Source organism: Lysinibacillus fusiformis (assembly GCF_002845985.1).
Lineage (GTDB): Bacteria > Bacillota > Bacilli > Bacillales_A > Planococcaceae > Lysinibacillus > Lysinibacillus fusiformis_D.
In genome coordinates, this window is record NZ_PDFK01000001.1 from 795199 (window position 1) to 819668 (window position 24470).

General features: G+C 39.1%; 20 protein-coding genes and 1 riboswitch. Of the genes, 3 read left to right on the forward strand and 17 right to left on the reverse strand.

Annotated features, from left to right (window positions below; genetic code table 11):
- Positions 1-77: 77 nt before the first annotated feature.
- On the forward strand, positions 78-1274 hold the full coding sequence (locus tag CRI88_RS04060) for an MFS transporter (protein ID WP_036125545.1): 1197 nt from the start codon (positions 78-80) through the stop codon (positions 1272-1274).
- Between the two features lie 66 nt (positions 1275-1340).
- Positions 1341-1448, forward strand: a riboswitch (TPP riboswitch).
- Between the two features lie 91 nt (positions 1449-1539).
- Positions 1540-2040 carry an energy coupling factor transporter S component ThiW gene (thiW, locus tag CRI88_RS04065; protein WP_101966415.1) on the forward strand — a complete coding sequence of 167 codons (501 nt, stop codon included), beginning with the start codon at positions 1540-1542 and terminating at the stop codon, positions 2038-2040.
- Positions 2041-2263: 223 nt separating this feature from the next.
- On the opposite strand, the gene CRI88_RS04070 is transcribed toward thiW, so the two are convergent.
- The 16 genes from CRI88_RS04070 to CRI88_RS04145 all read right to left on the reverse strand — a co-directional run bounded on the left by CRI88_RS04070 (position 2264) and on the right by CRI88_RS04145 (position 21549).
- Positions 2264-4861, reverse strand: a complete 2598-nt coding sequence (locus CRI88_RS04070) for a VWA domain-containing protein (RefSeq protein ID WP_101966416.1) — start codon at positions 4859-4861, stop codon at positions 2264-2266.
- Positions 4845-6590: a vWA domain-containing protein gene (locus CRI88_RS04075; RefSeq protein ID WP_089931901.1), complete on the reverse strand. Its 1746-nt coding sequence runs from the start codon at positions 6588-6590 to the stop codon at positions 4845-4847. Before CRI88_RS04075 ends, CRI88_RS04070 begins: the two co-directional genes overlap by 17 nt.
- Before the next feature lie 11 nt (positions 6591-6601).
- Positions 6602-7477, reverse strand: coding sequence for a DUF58 domain-containing protein (locus CRI88_RS04080; RefSeq protein WP_036125551.1), 876 nt, complete (start codon positions 7475-7477; stop codon positions 6602-6604).
- Positions 7474-8469 carry an AAA family ATPase gene (locus tag CRI88_RS04085; RefSeq protein WP_089931900.1) on the reverse strand — a complete coding sequence of 332 codons (996 nt, stop codon included), beginning with the start codon at positions 8467-8469 and terminating at the stop codon, positions 7474-7476. Before CRI88_RS04085 ends, CRI88_RS04080 begins: the two co-directional genes overlap by 4 nt.
- Before the next feature lie 11 nt (positions 8470-8480).
- Positions 8481-9926 (reverse strand): hypothetical protein, encoded by a 1446-nt coding sequence (locus CRI88_RS04090; protein WP_089931898.1) that lies wholly within the window; start codon positions 9924-9926, stop codon positions 8481-8483.
- A gap of 12 nt (positions 9927-9938) precedes the next feature.
- Positions 9939-10784: an ABC transporter permease gene (locus CRI88_RS04095; protein ID WP_036125707.1), complete on the reverse strand. Its 846-nt coding sequence runs from the start codon at positions 10782-10784 to the stop codon at positions 9939-9941.
- Complete coding sequence (locus CRI88_RS04100) at positions 10781-11716, reverse strand: ABC transporter ATP-binding protein (RefSeq protein WP_089931897.1); 936 nt, start codon at positions 11714-11716, stop codon at positions 10781-10783. The genes CRI88_RS04095 and CRI88_RS04100 overlap by 4 nt, the downstream gene beginning before the upstream one ends.
- Positions 11716-14106, reverse strand: a complete 2391-nt coding sequence (locus CRI88_RS04105) for a DUF7408 domain-containing protein (protein ID WP_036125712.1) — start codon at positions 14104-14106, stop codon at positions 11716-11718. The genes CRI88_RS04100 and CRI88_RS04105 overlap by 1 nt, the downstream gene beginning before the upstream one ends.
- Positions 14107-14279: 173 nt before the next feature.
- Positions 14280-15167 (reverse strand): LysR family transcriptional regulator, encoded by an 888-nt coding sequence (locus CRI88_RS04110; protein WP_036125714.1) that lies wholly within the window; start codon positions 15165-15167, stop codon positions 14280-14282.
- A gap of 68 nt (positions 15168-15235) precedes the next feature.
- Positions 15236-15676 carry a cyclic-di-AMP-binding protein CbpB gene (gene cbpB / locus CRI88_RS04115; protein ID WP_036125716.1) on the reverse strand — a complete coding sequence of 147 codons (441 nt, stop codon included), beginning with the start codon at positions 15674-15676 and terminating at the stop codon, positions 15236-15238.
- 197 nt (positions 15677-15873) lie between these two features.
- Positions 15874-16113, reverse strand: coding sequence for a hypothetical protein (locus CRI88_RS04120; RefSeq protein WP_036125717.1), 240 nt, complete (start codon positions 16111-16113; stop codon positions 15874-15876).
- A gap of 63 nt (positions 16114-16176) precedes the next feature.
- On the reverse strand, positions 16177-16944 hold the full coding sequence (fadH, locus tag CRI88_RS04125; protein ID WP_058843419.1) for a 2,4-dienoyl-CoA reductase: 768 nt from the start codon (positions 16942-16944) through the stop codon (positions 16177-16179).
- Between the two features lie 154 nt (positions 16945-17098).
- Positions 17099-18283 (reverse strand): iron-containing alcohol dehydrogenase, encoded by a 1185-nt coding sequence (locus CRI88_RS04130; RefSeq protein ID WP_089931895.1) that lies wholly within the window; start codon positions 18281-18283, stop codon positions 17099-17101.
- Positions 18284-18299: 16 nt separating this feature from the next.
- Positions 18300-19061, reverse strand: a complete 762-nt coding sequence (locus tag CRI88_RS04135; protein WP_089931893.1) for a 3-hydroxybutyrate dehydrogenase — start codon at positions 19059-19061, stop codon at positions 18300-18302.
- Positions 19062-19118: 57 nt separating this feature from the next.
- Positions 19119-20639 (reverse strand): CoA-acylating methylmalonate-semialdehyde dehydrogenase, encoded by a 1521-nt coding sequence (locus CRI88_RS04140; protein ID WP_058843417.1) that lies wholly within the window; start codon positions 20637-20639, stop codon positions 19119-19121.
- Positions 20640-20655: 16 nt separating this feature from the next.
- Positions 20656-21549, reverse strand: coding sequence for an NAD(P)-dependent oxidoreductase (locus tag CRI88_RS04145; protein WP_058843416.1), 894 nt, complete (start codon positions 21547-21549; stop codon positions 20656-20658).
- 236 nt (positions 21550-21785) lie between these two features.
- On the opposite strand from CRI88_RS04145, the gene CRI88_RS04150 reads away from it, so the two are divergent.
- Complete coding sequence (locus tag CRI88_RS04150) at positions 21786-22397, forward strand: TetR/AcrR family transcriptional regulator (protein ID WP_058843415.1); 612 nt, start codon at positions 21786-21788, stop codon at positions 22395-22397.
- A 48-nt stretch (positions 22398-22445) separates the two neighbouring features.
- On the opposite strand, the gene CRI88_RS04155 is transcribed toward CRI88_RS04150, so the two are convergent.
- Positions 22446-24452, reverse strand: a complete 2007-nt coding sequence (locus CRI88_RS04155) for a putative bifunctional diguanylate cyclase/phosphodiesterase (protein WP_058843414.1) — start codon at positions 24450-24452, stop codon at positions 22446-22448.
- Between the last annotated feature and the right edge of the window lie 18 nt (positions 24453-24470).

The window sequence follows — 24470 nt, forward strand, 5'->3', positions numbered from 1 at the left end:
GACTTTCAACCGATATGATGATAGGATATCTTATGATAGACTTTAGTATATTTGATTATAAAAAGGGGGTTCATTCGATGACCCAGCAGAAGTCCAATAAGGCGGCTTTATATATTTTAATGTTTAATATGTTTATCGCAATGGGGAGTATTGGAATTATTATTCCTGTCATGCCAGAGTATTTAAAAATTTTTGGTGCAGCAGGACAAGTTCTAGGTATGCTAATTGCAACGTTCGCCTTAGCTCAATTCGTATTTTCTCCAATTGCTGGGAATCTTTCGGATCAGTATGGTCGGAAAAATTTAATTATTTTCGGTCTTATTGTGACAGGTCTTGCACAAATCGGTTTTGGCCTAGCCACAGACGTCTGGATGCTATTTTTAGCACGCTTTTTAGGCGGTCTAGGTTCCGCATTTGTTGCACCTCCTATTATGGCATTTGTAGCTGACGTTACTACCTACGAGGAACGTGGAAAAGGTATGAGTATGTTAGGTGCTGCTATGTCACTGGGCTTTATGATAGGGCCAGGAATAGGTGGTTTCTTAGCAAAGGTTAGTTTACATTTTCCATTTTTCACGGCAGGAGTTGCTGCCATACTTGCATCTGTTTTATCTTACTTTTTATTACCATCTACTAAACCAAACACTTCACATGACAAGCAAAAGCAAGAAAATCTGGCGAAGCAAATGGCTCGTTCCATACATATGCCTTATTTCGTTATGCTCATTATCATGCTCGTGTTCTCGTTCGGAATTGCCAACTTCCAAACAACCTTGTCATTATTTGTGACAGAAAAGTTTAATTACACACCCGTAGATATTGCGATTATTTTAGTTGTCGGTGGTGCTTTTGGGGTAGTTGTACAAATGTTTGTGATTACACCACTTTTTAATCGCTTTGGTGAAATGAAAGTTGTGTTAGTCAATTTATTTATTGCATCTGTTGCTATTTTCTTAATATTGTTTGTATCTGGCTTCGCTCTTATATTAGTTGTAGCAACTATTTTCTCTACAGCAACAACACTAATTCGTCCTGCTGTAAATACACTAATTTCAAAGCTTGCAGAGAAAGAACAAGGGTTTGCTGCGGGCTTGAATAATGCTTACATGAGCCTTGGCAATATGATTGGACCAGCCTTAGCAGGTTTACTATTTGACTGGAATATGAACAGTCCATATATTTTCGGATCTATCATATTATTAGCCTGCTTCTTCCTTGCACTCATCTGGACATTGAAAAAAGCACCTCATCTAATGCATCCTGATACGAAATAGTCAGAAAAATCATTGACTATTTTTAACATTATGTTACAGTAATGTTGGTTAATAAAATTGAATGATATTTACCACTAGGGGAGCCTTTAAAAGGCTGAGACGTATATGATGATGTACGGACCCTTTGAACCTGATCTAGTTCATACTAGCGGAGGGAAGTGGCGCTACTTGCTACTATCATTGTCTATGCAAGGCCGCTTCCTATTGTTTAAAGGAAGCGGCCTTTTAATTTCCCTCATGATTTTATTCAAGAGGAGTGAACCTTATGTCAATTCGTAAAATGACAATCATGGCTTTATTAGTAGCGATTGCTGTAGCAGGATCTACCTTTGTATCCATACCAACAGGCATCGCACGTGCCTACCCCATTCAGCATGCTGTTAACGTAATAGGAGCTATTATACTAGGACCCGTGCCAACAGTTCTAGTTGCCTTTGTGACAGCCATCATTCGTATCTTTACTGGTACAGGCTCTCTTTTAGCGATTCCTGGTAGTATTATTGGTGCATTGTGTGCGGCCCTTGCCTACAAATACAGTAGAAAACCATGGCTAGCAGGATTCGGCGAAGTTTTTGGCACTGGTATTTTAGCTTCACTTATTGCCGTACCCTATGCAAAATTGCTTATGGAGACATCCGTAGCCGCATTATTCTTCATGCCAGCCTTTTTAACATCAAGTACCATCGGGGCCATCTTAGGTGTTATGGTAGCTAGTACTTTGCGAAAATCGGTACTAGTAAAGAGTTTTAATTCTTCGCTTTATTGAGTGGTGCTGAGTGCTTTTTGATTTTGGAAATTCTTTAAGATGTGCGAGAAGATTCCTTTTCTAGTCTTTGAGCGGGGTTCGTTTCTTTATGAGCGTCTCTCTCCCCTGAGAAGCACTTTTCGAAGGCTGCACTTTGTCAATCACCTTTGCACCATTTTTTAAAACCTCAAAGCATTCAAAAAAGCAGTGCAAAATGGAATGATTTTGCACTGCCTTCACTTTATTATGATCGTTTTTTCATACCCTTTAATAGCTGGGCTACGTTCGTATCTTCTGCTTGTACAGGTTTCTCCTCAATTGGCTGCTCTTTTTTATTCGTTTTTGTTAGGAAACTCCACCCAAAACGTCTTATGGTAATATCCATAAAGAATAGAAGCATACTTGCTAAAAGAAGCCATGTAGCAATGTTTTGTCGATCCGCTCCTTTGGTTGTAAAGTCACGGAACACATCTTGTGGTTCTTTTAAAACGGCTCCCCCTGTTTGATTTGTTAACTCTTCAACCAGTTTTTCATTAACAGGGAGCAGTTCATACTCAGCACTATAAGGAACACTTAGGCCTGCCTGATAAATGGCCTGCTGCTCATCCGCTATACGGAAGAAAATCAATCCAGGTTCGGCCTGTACAACAGCTCGAATTTGGGAGGCTGAAATGGTTTCTAACTGAGTTTCTAACTCCTCCCCTGCTTCATTAACCGCTACAATGTCTAAAAATGCGGCTTCATTTGTAGGGTCTGTAATCATAAAGGAGCCATCAGCTTCTAATCTCACATCATAGGCAACATCATTATAGCTTGGCAACATTTGTGAAATAAGCGTCTGCCAAAATGTTCCCCAGTCCTGCCATCTTGCCCAATCTCCTGTCCATTTACCCGTTGAATCGGATGTAAAAGCAAATGTTTTACCGAGTCCATATTGCCATTGTGCTAACACAGGATCTTCCTTCTCACTTTCTGCAATTACGGTTGTCCCTTGCTTAGCTGTCGTTCCAATATAAGCATTCATTTGAGGGACGCCATTGGCAAATAGCGAATTCCATCCTGCGGCATTATAAATTGCTGGATAAAACGGATTATCCTCAATATAGGTACGAGAAATCATAGCTGTTTCACGAGATAAAATAGAAGGAATGGTTTGTTCATCAATAACATCATAGAACCGTCCACTACCCATATCACTAAGTGCTTCGAGTAAGTTAGCATCAGCATCTTGTCCAATCGCTACTGTTGATAAAGTGATACCATTTTCTTTTCCCTCAGCAATTAAATCCTCATAATTCCCAGATTGTGATTGCCCATCGGTTAAAAGAATAATATGTTTACGTTGAAGCTTTAAATCGGCGAGATTTTCATAGGCTTTAGCTAATGAACTATAGATTTCTGTTCCGCCTCCTGGTGTTACTGATAGAATGGTATCCACTGCCTCTTCTTTACTTTTAAGAGGTGCGGTTTCTATGATTTCCCAAGGACGATCATCGAAGGCGATAAAGCCTAATGTATCCTCATCTCGTAGCATTTCAACAGAACGTGCCGCTGCTTCCTTAGCTAGCTCCAGCTTCGAGCCATGCATACTGCCAGAACGATCCAGCACTATGACTAGCCCTAATGAAGGTAATTGCTCCTTGCCCTTAATTTCCATCTCCACAGGCAATAACGTTTCAATTGGCGTTTTAAAATAGCCTCCTAAACCAAAACTATTTTCTCCACCAACCATCGTGAAACCAACCCCAAAGTTTTTGACTGCTTGCTCAATCACACTCATTTTCGCCTCACCAACTAAATGACCAGGCACATTGTCAAAAATGATCGCATTATATTGTAAATAGCTGGACAGTTCATTTGGTAGGCTTTTAGGATCGACAACATCATAGGCAATGGATTGACTACCAAGTGCTGCCGCGATAGGTGAAGCTGTTTCATAGCCATTGACGATGAGTAAATGGGGTTCACTTTGTACCATTGTGACACTTGTTAATTTATTGTTTTCAAAAATAGCATCCTGCCCAACTTGAATAACTGCTTCGTATTTTACAAGTCCTTCAGCTGTTGCTGCGTGTTTATAGGTAAACACATTTGTACCTTCCGTCAGCTCAACTGCCTCGCGATGAATTAGTTCATCATTTTCATATAATAACAGCTCCCCTTGCCCTGCTGCTGTTGCATGAATTTCTGTTACTAATTGTTGCTGCTCTCCTACATAAGCAACCTGAGGAGAGACAAAGCTTTTGAGCGACACATCATGGACAACTGGTAGACTAAAAGGTACAACGTCCACACTAATATTGGCACCTTTCAATCTGGAGACAAATTCTAAAGCATCTCCTTTTGTCTCATTACCATCTGTTAATAATACAAGGCGAGTCGCTTTTTTAGGATCAACTATGCCTGTTGCAAGCTGTAGACTTTGTTCAATATTCGTTTGATCTGTTGCTTTGATTTCTGTAAGCTTCGGTACATCCTTTAATTCTTTAGACAAAATGGCTTCTGTTTGTAAAGTGGAAGAAAAAGAATAGATCCCTGCAAGTTGGGGTTCTTTTTTAGATTGTAGGCTCTCCTGTATAAACTGAGCCATCTCATCTTCTGTACCATTCATAGACGCAGATCGGTCTAGTAAATACACGATCTGTTCTTCTTTTATCGGTAATAATAAATACGGCCCTGCAAGTGCCAAAACTAAACAGCATATCGCTACTATGCGAATAGCAAGCACAACAATATGACTCTTTTTTAGTCGCTGCCGTTCTCGAAAATAAGTCCATCCAAAATACAAGAACAATGGAAGTAATAGCAACAATACTAATGGCGTATCAATTCGTAAATCCACGACGTCGTTGCACCTCCCACTCTGAAACAAGCAAAATTAAAACTATTACAATTAACCAAGGTACGAAGGAGGCCATCGATACCTCTTCCTTCCCATTGTCTGAAATGTCGCCTAATGTATAGCTTGTTCCTTGTTCAATAACACGTTCCTGGGCTTGCAATTGCACAATAAATTGTTTTTCTTCATTATTTGAACGTACCATATAAATACCTGGTTGTTTTGGTGCAATTAACATGCCCTGTGTAATAGAAGAAAGAAACTCATCTTCTTGCGAATAAACACTCCAGTCTCCTTGCGCTAAGGCTACTGCACGCTGTTCATTCGGTGTGAAAATACCAAGTGAACCGACTGATTCTGTTAACTGTTGCTCAGTACTCCATAAAAATAGCGGGAATGATGGATGCAATGGCCAATCTGTATCAGCAATATCCGCTAAAACAACGATATCCCCTTTAGGAGAGCGTTGGATAAACGGCTCATCTCCTACAGAAGCAATGGTTTCATAATCCGAAAATCCAGGATAAATAGCACTAACATAAATATCCTTTAGTTCGCTAAAAGCAAATAATGCATCACTTTTAGCACTTACTGTACCACTTGTTTCCACTTTTTCGGCATCATCACGTCCAAATAATACTAGCGGTTTCTCCATCTTCTCCAATAAGGCTGTTTGGTTTGTGATGACAGTTGCATCCTGATTGTCAGCTACTTGTAAAGACGGAACGATTTTCACGCCGCTACTGACACTTTGAAAACCTTTTTGTATCAACTGATGCATACCCTGATCAACAACAATTTTTGAAGTAGTCGTTTGTAGTAAGACGGTTTGTTGATTGTCTACGGCATAATCATCCTTTGCATCAATAATAGCTGTCATCGATTTTGCTAAGGGTAAATCTTTGAAGGTTTTCGTAATGGCTTCATTTGGAGGCACAACGACACGTTCTGCTACCAGCTTTTCACCCTCTGCATTTTGTATCGCTAATGTCACCTTTTGTTCAGCAGTTGTATCATTATGGAGCTGTACAAGTGCCATCGTAACCTGACCATCTGTCGTTGCAGCAAAGCGTGTAATGGCGATATTTGTTAAGTCTTTTGCAGCACCTCTAACTAGCCATTTCACTGAATCTTTATCCATTGGTAATTGCTTTTTATCAAGCGTATCTGTAAAAACATAGATAGAAGTCGGTGTATCGCCCACAAATGCCTGTGCAACATCCAGTGCCTTCGTCATTTCAGCCGTTTCATAGGATACTTGTAAATCTTTAATCGCTTTTTCAATGTCATTCATATTTGTTTCTTGCTGCAAAACGGCTTTTGGAGCGGCACCTGTTGTAATCAATGTAACAGGTCGCCCATTCAACTCTTCCATCAATGTCAACATTTCTTGCTTATGTGTGTCAAAGGTTGATGAATCCTTTCCTGCTAGCATCGTGGCTGATGTATCAACAATAAATATCGTTTGCGCACCCACAATGGTTGATTTTTTCACATATGGATTCATCAGCGCCAATACAAGTAGCAGTAAGGCTAGCAGCTGTAAATATAGTAAGGCATTTTTTTGTAAATGCTTTAAATAAGGTGATACACGGGTTTCCTGCATAATTTCAGACCAAAATAGAGTCGAAGAGACAGTTTGATCAGTATATTTTTTACGAAAGAAATAATAGAGTAGGACAATGACCGGGATGATGGCCGTCCAGCTAAATATAATTTGACTAAAGCCCAATACGGCTCACCTCACCTAATCCAATGTGCTTTTAATAATTGTTGAAAGATCGCATGTTGCAGTCCATCTTCCACTTTCAATTGTAATTTTCGAACGCCAAAGCGACGGCAAATGGCTTCAAATTCTTCTTCATGTAATAATCGTCTTGCATGATAGGTGTCTAATACTTTAGTAGACATCGTCACATTGACATCATTGCCTGTTTCACGATCAAGAAGGCGGACATCCCCCAAATAATTTGGTGATAACTCTTCTTGCGTAACAATTTGCAAAATGCGAACATCCCCAGCATAGCGTGGTAGCCTTTTTAACAGCTGCTCCCATTCCTCAATTGGCTCTAACCCATCTGTAATAATGAAGAGTACGGTACTATCCTTAGGCATAGCTTTTAGTGCACCCTGTGCAAATCGATTGGCATAATTCGCTTCCTCTATATCTGTTACTACTTGTAAAAAAGCTCGACGATACATGGCACCCTTCCGTCGAAACGGTGGTTTCACTTCATCTTGGACAAACGAAAAAGACAAACGATCATCACGACCGAGCACCATTAAGCCGAGGGAGGCCACAATTTGACGAGCAAATAGCCACTTAGCGCTCTCCCCCATTGATTTAGTAGTATCGAGTAAAATGTGTACACGCATCTCTTGCTCGTCTAAAAACCTCTTGATAAAGTATTTATCTGTTCGAGCAAAAACGTTCCAATCTACTTGGCGTACATCATCACCTAAATGGTATTCTCTAAAATCTGAGAAATCGAGAGAAGCCCCGAAGCGTTGTGAACGGTGCGAGCCCTTATGCTGCCCGCGTAGTTTGGAGGCCGTCGCTACTTGAAAGCGACTGATTTTTGCTAACCAGTCTTCGGGCAATAAGTATTTTGCTGTCACTTGCTAACACCTTGTTGAACTTTTTCTAAAATAACATCAATTACATCATCAGCTGTTTTCCCTGAAGCCTCCCCTTCATAATTCAACAGCATTCGGTGACGTAAAACGGGTTTTGCAACAGATTTTATATCAGCTACAGAAACATGGAAACGTCCGTTCATAAGTGCTCTAGCCTTTGCTAGTTTTATTAAGCTTTGCAAACCACGTGGACCACTGCCATACATGGCATATTGTTTAACTTCATTCAGAGCATCTGGTCTTTCAGGATGCGTAGCCACCACTAGATCTGTGGCAAATTCCAGCATTTCATCGGCAACCATTACTTCTTTCACCATTTGCTGAGCTTCCATAAGACCCTCAGTATTCATCATCTTCTGTAAACCAATTTCCTGCGCACCTGTCGTTCGCTTCATAATTTCCATAAGTTCACTTTTTTCAGGATACGGTACAAGAATTTTACAAAGGAAACGGTCCATTTGTGCTTCAGGTAATGGATAGGTTCCTTCCATTTCAATAGGATTTTGAGTCGCTAACACGAAAAATGGTTTCGCCATTTTTTTCGTATCCCCCAAAATCGTCACCGTTTTTTCTCCCATTGCTTCCAACAAGGCACTTTGTGTTTTCGGTGTTGCCCTGTTAATTTCGTCGGCTAACACCATTTGACTAAAGATTGGCCCAGGTTGAAATGTAAATTGTTGCTTGCCATCAGGCGTCCGTTCAATCATACTTGTCCCTGTTATATCAGCAGGCATAAGATCGGGTGTAAATTGAATACGTGAAAACGACAAATCTAGTACTTCAGAAATTGTACGGATTAACATTGTTTTCCCTAATCCTGGTAAACCTTCTAATAAGGCATGACCATCTGCTAGAACTGCATACAGCGTATAATCAATTGCTTCTTCCTGTCCAACAATGAAGCGATGAATTTCTTCTTTTACTTGGTGTAATTTCGCGCTCATCTCTACATACTGTTGCTCTGTAAATGCCATTTCTTTTCCTCCTACTGCGACTCAATTGACGTGAAATAAGATTGCACGACATTTTGTAAATCCTTTGGTAATTGTAAACGCTCTGAGCTTTCTAAATAGCTGTCTTTATAGGAGCCAATTACTTCTTCATATGGTCGAATAGAGCCCTTTGTTATTGGTCCATTTCCCTGTTGCTCAGATACATGAGAACCATCTCCTAACGCTCCACCATCTACTGATGTCTCACTTGATCCGCCAACTCGATTAGGTGTCGTCAATAAATTTCGACCGCCTTGGCCACTTCCTGCTCCTTGTCCTTGTCCTTGCCCCTGTCCTTGCCCCTGTCCTTGCCCCTGTCCTTGTCCTTGTCCTTGTCCTTGTCCTTGCCCCTGTCCTTGCCCCTGTCCTTGCCCTTGTCCTTGTCCTTGTCCTTGTCCTTGCCCCTGTCCTTGCCCTTGTCCCTGTCCTTGTTGTTTGGAACCACTTTGAGCATTATTTTGACCAGACTGACTTGCTTGGCTTTGCTGATTGCTAGGTTGGGCATTGCCAGAAGACTGTTGATTGTTTTGTTTGTTACTGCTTGCATTTTGATTAGCACTAGCAATAGCATTTTGTAAGGAATTACTTGCTGGCTTACCAAGCTTGCTCATAGCCGTTTGAGTAGCATTTGCATTTTCTGTTAGCCCTTGCTGCATTTGAGCAAGCTCTTTTAGCTGCTCAACCTCTTCCTTCGATAAGCTTTGTTCTTCTTCTGCCCCATCTTGACTAGCCGTTTGTTTATCCTTTAATTGCTGTTCCTTTAGGGCTAGTTCCTTTTGCTTTTTCACAACTTCCCGTAAAGCCTCTTCTGCCGTTTCAGCCTCTTTTAAAGTATTTTGAAGCTCTTGCAATTGCTCCTTAACTTCTTTTGTTTGTGCTTTTTTCTCTAGTTCAGCAACTTCCTTTTTCATATCTTCGATAACAGCTTGCTCTTTTTCAACCTCGATTGCTTCTATTTGCGTCGCTGCTGGAAACATATAAAGAATGGCTAGTACAACTGTTGTGACGAATAATCCGATAAATGCCTTTGGACGAAACAGATGTTTCTTTCGAGCCTTAAAGTCAGCAAAAGCTTTTTCAACATTTTGTATGGCTTTAGATAATAAAGATTGGACAAGAGGGTCCTGATCATCTTTAAACGATAATGCTGTCACTAACTCATTATGAGAAAAATAATGATCCAGAGTATGCAAAGCCTCTCTTTCGTTGACACGTTTCCACCATATGTAAACAGTAGTTGCAGCCATAACAGTAATGAATGCACCTAATGCTATTTGACGATAATATGGCCAAACAAATAGTCGGGAAATTAAAACGAGAGAAGCACTCGAAAGCAATGCCAAAAACAAACCGTACTGTGCAATGGGAATACTTCTTTCAAGAGTTAAGCTCGACTTTGCACGCTGAATATATTTTCGTAACTGCTTACGACGCTCCATACCAATTCCTCCTCATCGGTTACTTTTCATGTTGGCACGTAATTTTTTAATTGCAATCGTTAAACAAAGTACAATAATCAATACATAAGCAATTAAATACATAATCCATACAGGTAGTTCTATACCAGAAAGCTCAGCTAACGCATCACCCATCTCTGGTGAAATAAGCGTCAACATCAAGGCACCTGGATTGATAGACGCCCAAAAATAAGTCATAAAGGAGGTGCTTGTACCAATGGCATTACCCATTTGATGAAAGGCCATTGTTAAAAAGAAGAAGAATGCTGTAATACCACCTAAAAAAATAATCGATCCATATGTTGCAATCATGGCCACAATGGTTCTCTTTGTAATTGTTGAAAACATCACACCAATACTACCTATTGCTACTACAGTAACTAAATAAAATAAAAATATAGAAATAAGCTGTGAAGGTGATACACCACCGAATAGAAATACTAAGCTATATAGTGGTAATCCTGCTACTAGCATCAATACTAGAAATGCTACAGAGGATAATAATTTTCCAATAACAATTTGTGTAGAACTTTGTGTTGTTGTTAGTAAAATATTTAAAGTTTGCTTCTCACGTTCACTACTGATGGCACCTGCAGTTAAACTTGGAGTAATGAAAAGAACTAATGCCATTTGTAAAATGGTTAGCACAGCAAACATCATAAAGCTTGTTTCTGGTCTAAAGAAGCCCCTGCCAGTAAATTCAGTCGTAAGCAATAAAAATCCTGCAATGAAAATACACAGTACTGCTAAATAAAACATTAACCCTGAGAAGCTTTTAAAAGAACGGAAGCGTAACTTCAATTCTTTTACGAGTACCGGATTATAAAATCTTTCCATCATTGATTGTCCGCTCCCTTCGTGATTGCCATAAAGACATCCTCTAAATCTTTCTCTTCCTCACTTAATGCATAAATCGGTAAATCGGCAAGCATCGCCTTTTTCAATAATGACACTTGCTCTGCGTCTGTTCCACGATAATTAAAAGCTATTTCTAAGCGATTATCGATGACATCAATAGAAGAAATATGGGGATCTTCCTCTAAAAATGCACGTACTGCATCGAGTCGATCTGTCACTTTCAACACAATACGCTTTTCTCCCTGTAGTTGTGCTTGAATCGCAGCTACATTGCCATGTGCAATTAACTTGCCATTATCAATGACGCCGATTTCATCACACATCTCAGCAAGCTCTGGCAAAATATGCGAGGAAATTAAAATGGTTTTCCCCATGGATTTTAAATTCCGTAAAATGTCTCGCATTTCCACACGAGCTCGCGGATCTAAACCTGATGCAGGCTCATCCAAAATCAATACCTTGGGATCGTGGATAAGGGCACGGGCTAAACATAAGCGTTGCTTCATCCCCCGTGATAATAAATCCACATATTCATAGCGTTTGTTTGTTAAATTCACTAGCTCTAATAGTTGTGGAATTAACACTTGACGCTCTGCTAGCTGAATACCGTAGCTCGCACCATAAAAATCTAAATATTCATCTACTTTTAGCTGGTCATAGACACCAAAGAAATCAGGCATATAGCCAATTTGCTTGCGCACTTCCTTCGGTTCCTTCACAACACTTTTGCCATTGATCAAGGCATCACCAGAAGTTGGCGACAATAGTGTGGCTAAAATAGAGAATGTTGTAGATTTCCCTGCCCCGTTAGCACCAACAAATCCAAATACAACGCCTTCTTCTAAGGACAAGTTTAAATGATCTAGTGCTGTAAAGGAGCCATATCGTTTCGTTAAGTCACGAATTTCTATCATTATTTTGCCACTCCTTTCAGCTCTATATCTGGTAATTTCGTTTGTTCTCCAGATGGATCAGGACCATATTTTATTTCCATTCGCAGTTCTCCATCTTGATTAAAGTACTTTGAAATTTTATCCGTAAACACTTGCTTTGTATCTACCAGTGGTTCATATACGTTAGTTTCATTATTCCAGATCGCTATCTGCATACGTGCAACATCCTTATTGGAAACTGTGAGCTCATTAAGTGATTGAACAGCATCCATAAATTGATCTGGCATTGCCATTGTGACTTCGTATAAACCATCAGATAGGTACCAATTGTTCAATTCATCAATTTTTTCATAGTGTCCACTTGCTGAAAGTGGTACTAATGTATAAGTGAAGTTATTGCGCTTCATTGTAAATGGACCTGATAGCTCCACTTTTCCTTTAAACGGTTGAACAAGCGTAGTAATCGGTGACATATTAGCACTTGTTTCTAGTTCAACTCCTACAAGAGCTTGATCTGTCCAAGCTGTGAGTATTGGCTGGTTATCATTTTCTACAAGCGGTAATGCTAATGATTTCATTCTTTCAATACGCATTGGGTCTACCTCATCCTTCTTCGATGGGTAACTATAATTATAATTATTGAATATCGATGGTTTTTGAAGAACCGTTGTTTTCAGTTCCTTATTAACCTGTAACGTTCCATTCGCTTCAATATCCCCTAGCTTCACTTCTTTCACACCAGAAATTAATGTGACATCTTTTAATGTGAATGGGAAATTATTTTTAACCGTTCCTGTTAGCTTTTCATTTTTCAATGTTATATCAATATCCATCTTGCCCATATTTTGAGCTGACGTTTTTCCACCAAAGGATTGCACAGACCAGTAGCTTAAGTCGCGTAATGTTAACGTCGAACCGTTAGCATTTTCTTTTATATAAGAAGATTCATGCAAAGCTCCCATCGTCCCTGTGAAATTATTGTAATTTCTCAAAGCAATGGCAGTCGTATTTTGATCAGCATTGACCACAAAATCCCCACTACGATTTGTTAGAATCGACTCTACATAATAACCATTTACACTACTATCTTCGTTTACTTTATAGAATGCAGATTGTTGAACTTGTGGCTGAACAATACGATCCTTGGCTCCAACAATAAAGAGAACAATTGAAAGGACAATTGAAATCGATGGAATGATCCACCATGCATGCTCACGCTTGTCCATTTTTTTAAGAACAACGTAAAGCAGTGGCCCGATAATTAAAATATAAAGAATAATGACAATTAGCATATAGCTTACTGATACTTCAAAGGATGGAAATAATTCATTAATGTTACGAAGCTCATAAGAAATTTGGTCGAGTGATGATTGCCCCTGTCTCATCATCCCTTGCTGCGAAATGTTTTGAATATCAATCATTTTAGCTATAAGGGCAGCATAGCCGTCCATTGATGCAAGCGGTTGATCACCTAAAGAGAAAGCTGTTTGAATAATTTCTCCACTACCAATTTTTTTCTTTGCTGCTAACACTGTATTATTTTCTGTTAGTACTGGTAGACTTCCTTCACTACTAGTAGACGAGTAAACCGAAATAGGCTGTGTAAAAATGCCTCCACCCGATAATTTAGTTAATGCCTCTGCAGAAATAGAAGTCATCTCTTGTGATAATGATAAAGGTAAATACTCTTTCAAAATACCTGCTGTGGCATCAATTTGGTCAGCAGCCCCTAAGAGTAATGTACCGCCATCTTGTACCCATTTTAGTAAGGACTCTTGTTGTTTTTGTGTTAAATCGGCTATCGCCACTTCATCCACTACAATGACATTGGCCATAGCAAGTCCCTGTGAATCTTCTGGGAATGTATAATCTTTTAATTGATTAATATTAAATACTTCGACACTGCTTTGAACAACAAATGTTGATAAACGTAAAAAGGCCGATAGTCGATCACTTTTATCTGTTAATGTATAAATAAACGTTGCTGAAGGATCTAAAAAATTAGATTGTAGGCGTTTAGTTCCTTTATAGGCAACCTTTTTTCCTTTCTCAATGCTTCCCTCATAAAAGGCAAATAAATCTGCGTCCGAATAACTATAGTCAGCTAACCCATCCTGATAGAAAGTAAATGTCTTTTCTTCTCCTGCTGCTATATCGATTGGCACGACGATTGCTGATGCAGCCTCATAAGAATTGGCAGAATTAATGGCCATATCTCCAGAAAAATCTGCACCATTATTTTTTACTGTTACTTGTAGTGGCACCACTGATTGATATTTAGCTTTACCTGAAATACCCGCTGTTGCTTTGACCTCTAATGTAGCAGCAGCACTTGCCTGTGTAGAAGGCAATAAAAAGCTAATTACAAGCATGACTAATAAGGTCAGTGCCGTCATTTTTGTCTTTTTCAAAAGCTCAACTCCTTTTTATGTAAATAGATGGTTACATAATTATACGATTTAAATTGCATTTTGTTCCATTTCTTATGATATCTTCATGAATATTCATAAACTCTTAAGAAATAAGCGATTTAATAAGGAATACAAAAAGGCAATTCCGATATGACTTGGAACTGCCTTTTTGGCTATTTTGTATAATCAAACAAACAACGTGCATGATCCTGCACTACTTCAACAAAAGCCTCTACCTGTCTCAATTCAAAGGAGGATTCATAGCCAATTAACCAAGTATCTCGCGTAAGCCCAAATTCCTTTTCATCATTGGACAGCGGGATTTTATGAATGGCATCGTGGTCATTTAAAGTAATGGAAGGTAAAATAGCATAGCCGATGCCATTTAAGGCCATTTGCTTACAAATCTCAATTTGATCCACTAAAATTTGTTTTCTAGGATTTGATGCAAAATGCTGTTGCCACCATTGTTGAATTTCTTGATAGTAGTTAGAATCACTTTTATATTGTATAAATGGACGGTCTGTCTTCAACACATCTTCAATGGTCTTAACTTCTTTGTCCACTAAATAAAGAGTATCTCTGAAAAGGTGAATCTTTTCTCCCTTCCAGTCAACTTGGCCACGTACAATGCCTACATGTGCCTCGCCCTCATAGAGTGCCTTGACAATTTCAGAGCTCCAGCCCGTCATCAGTGATATTTTAGCTTCAGGATATTTTGACACAAAATCCTTTAAAATTTTAGGTAGCCAGTTTTGACCAACAATGGATGCACAGGCAATTTTTAATGTCCCGTTGACCTTTGTTGTTAAGGATTGAATGGTTTCAAAAATCTCTTCTTTTTTAGCTAGCATTTCCTTCGCATACGCAATCACCTGTTCTCCAGCGGGAGTTGCAGTTAGCCCCTTTTGTGAGCGAATAAATAACTGTGCACCCCAGTCCTTTTCAATCGTTTGTAATCGTTGAGAAAGGGCCGGTTGGGATAAGAATAGACGCTCTGCTGCTTTCCGCATATTGCGTTCTTCAGCTAAAATTTTTAATACTTCTGCCTCTGTTGCCATCAATCTTTAAACCTCCACTACAAGCAAAGAGGGCCTCATGATTTTCATCTGAGTTCCCTCTTAAGCTACTACTCTTTTTGATAAATATATTTTTTCAATTGCTTCAAAATAACACGTCTTGTTAAGATCCCTGCAAATGTACCGTCTTCGTCTACTACACATAAAAAGGCGTGGTTAATGACTAAATCTAAAGCTCGCTGGAACGTATCCGTCAACTTCAATACGGCAATTTCTTTGTCCATTATAGAGTCAACTTTAATATCAGGTAGCTTTTCGTATTCAATATGCTCAAGACCAAGAATCGATTCGGTAATCATTTTCATGCTAAGTAAACCTTGAAGTCGATATTTCAGATCTAATACAGGTATGGACGAGTACCCTGTACGCGTTAGTACAAGGAGTGCATGTTCTGCACTATTTCCACTTTGTACATGCGCAACTTTTTCAGAGGAAATAATAAATTCACTAATTGGCATTGCTAATAAGTCTTTGCTGTTAGTTGAAATCATGAACTTCTTCTCCTTTTCTGTTCTCGCTGTGGAGAACAGTCCTTCTCTTTCATCATATCATAACTTTTCTATGTATGACCATGACCAGGTCGGGAAGAGTTTTCATGAACAATGAATTATTTTGGTCTATCCTACAAAAGCTAAGTATATCTTCATTCAGTCAAGTTTCTACTTAACTGAATGAAGATGGTTTCTATCTAATAACCAGCCTTACTCCAGTAATAAAAAATCATAATCCCTAAAAAAAGCAAAAAAATCGCATAGACCCAAACAATTGGGTTCAACATCGTGGCATACTCTTCGACTGTTTCTGAAATCGGTGTATCATTTTCAGATTTCCGTTCAGAGGTCATTTTTGCAATTTTCAGCGTAGACACAAACGAAATTGCAGAAATGATCACAATGGCAATAATAGCTGGAATTAACCACATACCCATAGGTAACACTCCTTTCTTTACCCTTAGTATGCGTCAACCCAGCTCACTGTTATGCAAATATTTTTAGAATGGATATTGATTGAGCCATTGCCCACCATCCAGTGTTACACATTCTCCATTCATATAGCTTGCCTTGTTAGACATCATAAACGTAGCTAAATCAGCAATTTCTTCTGGTGTTCCTATACGACCTAATGGAACTGAATCTAGCGTACGAGCTGCTGCTGCTTCGGATTCCCAAAGCTTATCTGCCCCACCTGTTCGTTCAATTGGGCCAGGTGCAATCGCATTAACACGAATACCATACTGTTTTCCCCACTCGACAGCCAACGTTCTCGTCAGTGATAATACACCAGCTTTTGCTGCAGCTGAGTGAACAACACCAGCTCCAGCATTCCAAGCATAAGTAGCCACCATATTTAAAATAGATCCTTTTATATTATTTTTAATCCAATAATTCCCAATTACTGAAGAACAGAAAAATGTACCATTTAACACAATATCCACAACAGCCTTCCACCCATTCGGAGATAGATCCTCAGCTCGTACAATAAAATTACCTGCCGCATTATTTACCAGCCCATCCACCTGACCGAATTTATCAATAGCAAATGCGAGCATGGCCTCTGCATGCTCAGGTACACGCACATCCATTTGAAACGTCTCAATAGAGGGACCCGCCTCAGCAATAAATTTTTTAGCCTCTGCTAATCGTTCTTCGTCACGCCCTGTTATGACAACATTAGCACCTTCAGTGACGAATTGCTTTGCCATATAAAGCCCCATACCACTTGATCCACCCGTAATAATAATCGTTTTCCCCTGTAACATTCCATTTCCCCCTTAGTAAAAAATGAATGATGATTCATTAGAATTTTACTATATTTTCTCGAATATGTCATATTAATTCTATAGATTACTAGAATATTTTCTGTTTTTTCAAAAAAAGAGAGCTATTCAGCAGTTTGAATAACTCTCACAATCATTAAAACTCATACGTATAGGCAATTTTATATAGTTCCATTAATTCTTCTTTTGTTGGTATCTTCGGATTATTGCTAGGACTGCCACTTGCAAGAGCATCCTCAGCCATTTTAGGGATAACATTGTAAAAAGCTTGTTCTTCTATTCCCCAATGTTTTAAATTGCCAATCTTCATATGCCTACACATTACCTTAATGGACGTAATGGCTAATTGTGCTAGCTCCTCTTGTGAATACGACTCTTTTGTTTTATTAAAAAACTGTCCTAAATCCGCTAGACGATCTATACAAGCTTCTTTTGAATAGTCCAATACAGCTGGTAAAAGCATCGCATTGGAGATGCCATGTGGAACATGGAAGAGTGCACCGATTGGACGCGACATTCCATGAACTAAGGCAACAGAAGCATTTGAAAATGACAGCCCTGCCTGCATGGAGCCTAATGACATCGCTTCCCTCGCATCCACATCATCTCCTTGCTCATAAACTTTAAGTATATTATTGACGATTAATTCCATGGCAGATAATGCAAGAACATTCGAATATGGATGCGCTAAACGTGATAAATAGCTTTCAATGGCATGACTTAAAGCATCAATTCCCGTTGCTGCTGTAATCGCAGGCGGTGATGTTATAGTTAAAACAGGATCGACTATTGCAACAGTTGGCATAAAAGCTGGCTGTTTAATCATCATTTTTACAGCCGTTTTTGTATTCGTAATAACAGTTGCATCTGTGGCCTCAGAGCCTGTCCCCGCTGTGGTTGGTATGGCTATATGCGGTATTGGTGCATGCGCTGCAACTTTGGCCATTTTCATATAATCTCCTATGTAGCCACCATTTGTAGCTACTACCGCAATCGCTTTTGCCGTATCAATACAGCTTCCTCCACCAACAGATATAATGACATCACAGTGGTGTTTCTGCAGCAGCTGTAGTCCCTCGGCTACATACGTATCATCCGGCTCAGTTGTCACTCCTAAGTATGAAACAGCCTCTATCCCTTGGATTTTTAACAAGGTATGACACTGCTTAACAAAACCTAAGCGATCCATGATTGGATCACTAACGATTAATGCCTTAGAGCCTAATGCTTTGGCATAGTCCCCTACTTCCTTAAAAGAATCACGCCCATATACAATGGTTCCTGGTGAATGAACGGTAAAGATTGTTTTCGTTTGAATCATATTTCACCCTCCTAAGCTATTGAGCCGTATAACCACCATCTAAAAGAATCGCCTGACCAGTTAACCCCTTTGCTACATCGCTTGCTAAATATAAAGCTAGCCCTGTAATTTCAGAGACATCCAACAGCCGTTTTTGCGGTACAAGTGGATAAAGCACCTGTTCTAGTACTTCCTCTACTTGAATACCTCGAGTCTTCGCTAAATCGCTCAATTGATTGTGCACTAATTCTGTATCCACATAACCTGGACAAATGGCATTAACTGTAATCCCATCATTTGCTACCTCCAGGGCTGCCACTTTTGTTAACCCAATAACACCGTGCTTTGCTGCGTTGTAACCAGCCTTACCGGCAAACCCGATAACCCCATTGATGGAGGCCATATTGATAATGCGACCAAATTGATTGTTCTTCATATGTGGTAATGCATATTTCATCGCCACAAATGGTGCAACGACCATGACCTTTTGCATAGCCTCAAAAATCTCCGTTTTAAAGTCTTCAATCAATGAGACATGTTGAAATCCTGCATTATTAATTAAAATGTCTATTGTTGAAAATTTTTCAATCGTAAATGCAATAGCCTCTCGTATAGCTTGTTCTTCTGTCACATCACATGTATATATCGTTAAAGAAGGGTTTTGAGCAACCGCTTCCTTTAAAAGCTGTTCATTTTTATCCGTAATTACTACATTTGCTCCTTCCCTAGCAAATGCTTGGGCGATGGCAAGACCAATGCCACGAGCAGCCCCTGTAATGAAAACTGTTTTTCCTTGCATACACCATTCCCTCTCCTTTTTTAAGAAAAAGAGCTGTAAGAATCTACAGCTCTTGTATTAGTCGTTATTACTTGGGAATGCAAATGTGGATGCTGTCGAAGCATTACCTGCCATCCAACGCTCTGAAATTGTCTTAGTTTTTGTAAAGAATCGTGCCTGATCTGGACCAAACATATGCCCTTCACCAAAACGAGAGCCTTTAAAACCAGCAAAATTATGGTAGCCAACTGGAATTGGAATTGGTACATTGACACCTACCATGCCAACATCTATTTCAGTCGTAAATTGACGAGCTGCTAACCCGTCATTCGTAAAGATTGTGACACCATTGCCTAGCTCATGTTTATTAATAAGTGAAATAGCCTCCTCCAGTGAATCTACACGTACAACATTACGAGCAGGTCCAAATACCTCTTGCTCATAAATTTCCATCCCTGGCTTTACATGATCTAATAATGTAGGTCCTACATAGAAGCCTTTAGATTCTTTGACAATATCAAGTTCACGGCCATCACAAATCACCGATGCTCCCTCAGTTTCTCCCCGCTCAATTGCAGCAAGAATCGCCTCTTTTGATTGTTGAGAAATGACAGGGCCAAAATCTGCATCAGGGTCTGTATATGGACCTACCTTCAGATTAGTGATTTTCTTTTTAAGAATCGCCACTAGACGGTCTGCTGTCTCTTTCCCTACAGGCATAATCGTAGATATTGCCATACAACGCTGAGAGGCTGCACCATATGCTGCCCCAATAAAGGCATTTGCTACCTGTTCAAGGTCTGCATCTGGCATCACAACCATATTGTTTTTACCACCACCAAGGGCAGTGACACGTTTTCCATACTTTGAGCCTGTTTCATAAATATACTTCGCCACCGGTGTTGAGCCAACAAATGAAATGGCTTGCACAGTTGGGTTTTCCAAAAGTTCATTAACGGCATCCTTATCACCATTTATCACTGTCCAAATACCATCGGGCAACCCAGCTTTTTTCCACAGCTCACTAACAAACAATGCAGTCATTGGCACACGTTCTGATGCTTTTAACACAACAGCATTCCCTACAGCAATAGCCATACTTGTTTGTGCTAAAGGCACCATAATTGGGAAGTTAAATGGCGAGATGGCCGCCACTACTCCTAATGGATATTTTGCAGAATAGGCATTAATTTGCCCGCCAACATTAACAGAGTATTCCCCTTTCATTAAGTGTGGGGCACCGATAGCTAAGTCAACAGATTCAAGTCCTCGGGTGATTTCTCCTTTAGCATCTTCAAGCGTCTTTCCGCTTTCTGTACAAATAATTTGCAGTAGCTCCTCCATATTTTCTGTAATAAGGTTTCGAAACTTTAAGACAATTTCTGCTCGCTTTGCCACAGATGTGTCACGCCATTTAGGAAATGCCGCTTGTGCTTGCTCAATTGCCTCCCGTGTTTCTGCTATTGTGGCAAGTGGTACTTTTGCAATGACATCACCTGTTGTAGGATTGAATACTGAACCATAACGGCCGCTTTTTCCTTCCACTAAATGTCCGCCAATAAAATGTGTTAATGTTTGAATTTCTTGTGCTGTTGTCATTTTTCTTTTCCTCCTCTTAAAATTGTTCTATTTTAGCAGTTTCTTTTAAACTTAAATAAGCAGCAGACATATCGTTTTCACCATAGCCTTGCTGAGCAATTTCACTATACAAATCCACCAACTTTTCCCCGATTCGCAGCGATACGCCTGCTTCGTCAGCCATTTCCTTCGCTAGCTTTAAATCCTTTAATAGTAGATTTGTCGAAAAGCCTGGCTCATAATTATCGTTTTTCATATATTCCACATAATTGCGTTCATAAATACGGCTTTGACCATAGCTATTACTTAACACTTCATACAGCACATCAGCATGAATGCCCATCTTTTCACCAAGTACGATTGTTTCAGCGACAGCCTCTGTATAAAATCCAATCATTAAATTATTTAATAATTTAATACGTGTACCTACACTTGACGAAATTCCTAGATGGTAACTATTTTTACCGACTATTCCGAATATTTTTGCAGCACTTTCATAATCTTCCTTGTCGCCACCAACCATAATTGTTAGAGTAGCATTTACTGCTCCAATTACTCCCCCACTTACAGGTGCTCCTAAATATCGTAACCCTAAGGCTTTTGCTTCTTTATATAATGAATCGTTCAATTCGGGATTAACTGTACTAAAATCAATGAGTAAGCACCCCTTTTTAGCATGATGAATGATTCCTTGTTCTGATTGATACACCATTTCTACTACCTGAGGAGTCGGTAAGCTGGTCATCACCACATCACATTGCTGTGCAACTTCCTTTGCTGTTTCCACACCAATGCCACCCGCTGCTCTAAATTGCTCCATGGCCTTTGCATTTGTATCAAAGCCATACACTTGATAATTTGCCTTTAATAAATTGATAGACATCGGTAACCCCATATTGCCTAAGCCAATAAAACCTAATTTCTCCTTCATTTAAACTTCCCCCAATCTTTGAAAATTCAGCAGACAAGCTGCATGATACACTAGCCAACGCCTATTTTTTGTCGTAACATTAATAACGAGATACTTTTGTTGACCATAGTCAGTGACTGCGGTCAATTAAATCATAATCAAAATAATTCCATCTCGTCAATTAAAAAAAAGATATTTTCAGAATATTTTTACAAAAAATATTTTACAATACTTTACTTTGGAGGTAATAAGCTACGATGGAATCATTAACGAGCAGACAGAAAAAGGCATTAGAAACACGGGAAAAATTATTAAAAACCTCGTTAGATTTATTTAACAAGTATGGTTTTGAACATGTCTCTGTTGAACAAATTACAAAAGCCTGCAATGTTTCGAAAGGGACCTTTTATACACATTTCCCATCCAAATATGATGTTATATTAGAAAAATTTATGGAGCTGGATCAATTTTATAGCACTGTAGAAAAAAATATTGATCCTTCATTATCAGCAAGTGAAAAAATTTTATTTGTCTATCAACAACAAATGAACTATTTAACGAAAGTTGTAGGAAAAGATTTATTGCGCACAGTGTATACAGCTGCCATGACAAACCAAGTAGAACAAGATCACTACTTAATCAATCCACAACGTAAAATCTTTCAAATTATGAATACATATATTGAGGAAGGAATTCGACAGGGGGAATTCAGACAAGATGTATCTGCTCCTAACATACAAGCAATTATTCGGCGCTGTATGCGTGCCAATGTTTATGATTGGTTAATTCATAGTGAGGATTTCGATTTGGCTTCCGAAATGGCCCAATTCACAACTATTGTCTTGGATGGTCTTAAAAGCCATAAATAAAAAAGTAGCACTTCACCCATTTTAGGCGATGAAAGTGCTACTCGTTGATTAGCTAACAAAATATTGTTGAACAATTGTTTCCACTGGTAATGGTTTATTATATAAATAGCCCTGTCCTTTTTGACAGCGATGACGTTTAAGAAAATCAACTTGTGAAGCCTCTTCAATTCCTTCAGCAATGACCTCTAATCCTAAATTATGAGACATCGAAATAATTGCCTTAATAATGGCTTCGTTTTTGTCATCTTTTGCAATATCTGCAATAAATGACTGATCGATTTTAATGATATCAATTGGATAGCGCTTAAGATAGCTTAATGAGGAATAGCCTGTCCCAAAATCATCCACTGACACATACACGCCTAATTGCTTCAACTCGGTCAAAATCGAGTAAGTTTCATGAACGTTTGTCATAGAACTTTCGGTTATCTCCACCTCTAATAATTCGGGTGGTACACTATATTTCTTCAAAGCCGCTTTAATTTTTCGAGCGAAATTTTCTTTTCTAAACTGCTTAGGTGAAATATTAACGGCTATCCGTACAGGACGATAGCCTTTCGATTGCCATTCTCTTTGGTAACGACAAACCTCATCAATAATCCAATCACCTATTTCGATTATTAAGCCTGAAGCCTCAGCAATCGGAATAAACTGTGCAGGTGACACAAAACCAAATTTACGATTATTCCACCGCAGTAATGCTTCAAAGCTATTGATGCTATTGTTTGCTAAATCCATTTGTGGCTGTAGATGGAGACTCAGCTCATTAAATTCAATGGCACGACGTAAATGTGCCTCCATTAATGCTTCATTTGGAAAGACAGCTGTCATATCTTCACGATAGTAACGGTAATGTGATCGGCCATGCTCTTTAGCAGAAAATAAAGCCTTATCAGCTTTCCGTACAAGTGTCTCTAAATCTCTTCCATCTGCTGGACTAAGCGAAATGCCAATCGACACGCTAATAAAATATTCCTGTCCATCTATCATAAACGGCTGTTTTAGAACATCCAAGATTGCATTCGCGGTATGCTCAATTTTTTGGATGGTTGCATCTTTTAGCACAAAGATAAACTCATCACTGTTATAGCGATAAAGGGAGCATTTTGAGTAACAAAGCTCACGAAGCCTATGACTAAACATACGCATAAGCTCGTCACCCTTGCTCTCGCCAAGAGATTCATTAAATTTTTTAAAGCGATCAATATCAACCAAAATTAGAGCAGCTTGCTTGTGTTCTTGCTTTTTATCATTTAAATGGTGCAGCCAGTGTTCTTTAAAAGCCTTTCGGTTCCAAATACCTGTTAATTCGTCCATCAGCGCTAGGTAATAAAATGCCTCATGATCATTCATAAATGAATTGGCTTCTTTGACAAATAAATGTACCCCTATTACCTCACCATTATAATAAGTTGGATGCGTTCTTAAATAAAAAGGCTCTTTACTTAGCAATTGGCCCTTTAATAAACACCTAGGCATGCCAAAAGCTGAACCTTCAATGGTTTTGGCAAATAATAATTTAAATTCATTGCTATATCTACTTTCTAATAATGAAAAAATATCTAGTCCTATTAGGCTGTGCTGCTCTCTAGATAAGACAGAGGTAGCAGCAACGTTCTGATGGATAATACGACCTTGTATATCTGTCGTTAACACTGGGCTCACATGTTGCTCCACAAATTGTAAATATGGCGCTATTTCACTTTGTGTTGCACGAAGGATCATAGCGACCATAGAATTAGCTAAGTGCTGTACATGAATCACAAATGTTTTTTTTTGAAGATCAGTACCTAATGTTAGGACATGCTGTTGATTGACATCTTGATTTAGCAGTTCCGACAATTGCAGCCAGCATGGCTCTGAAAAAAAATGCTCCGCGTTCTTGGCTGAGCTATCTTGTAACTCAAGCAATAAAGATAGCTTATCATTAAATTCAACAACCTCAAACACGGCCGTATCCACTTTTTTCAAACAGACAACTGCATCAAATGGATTCAGTTGGATGAGCTGCTGATAATCTGCAAATGGCGCTACACTCTCTCTATATTTTTTCATTCTATCCCTCACTAAGTA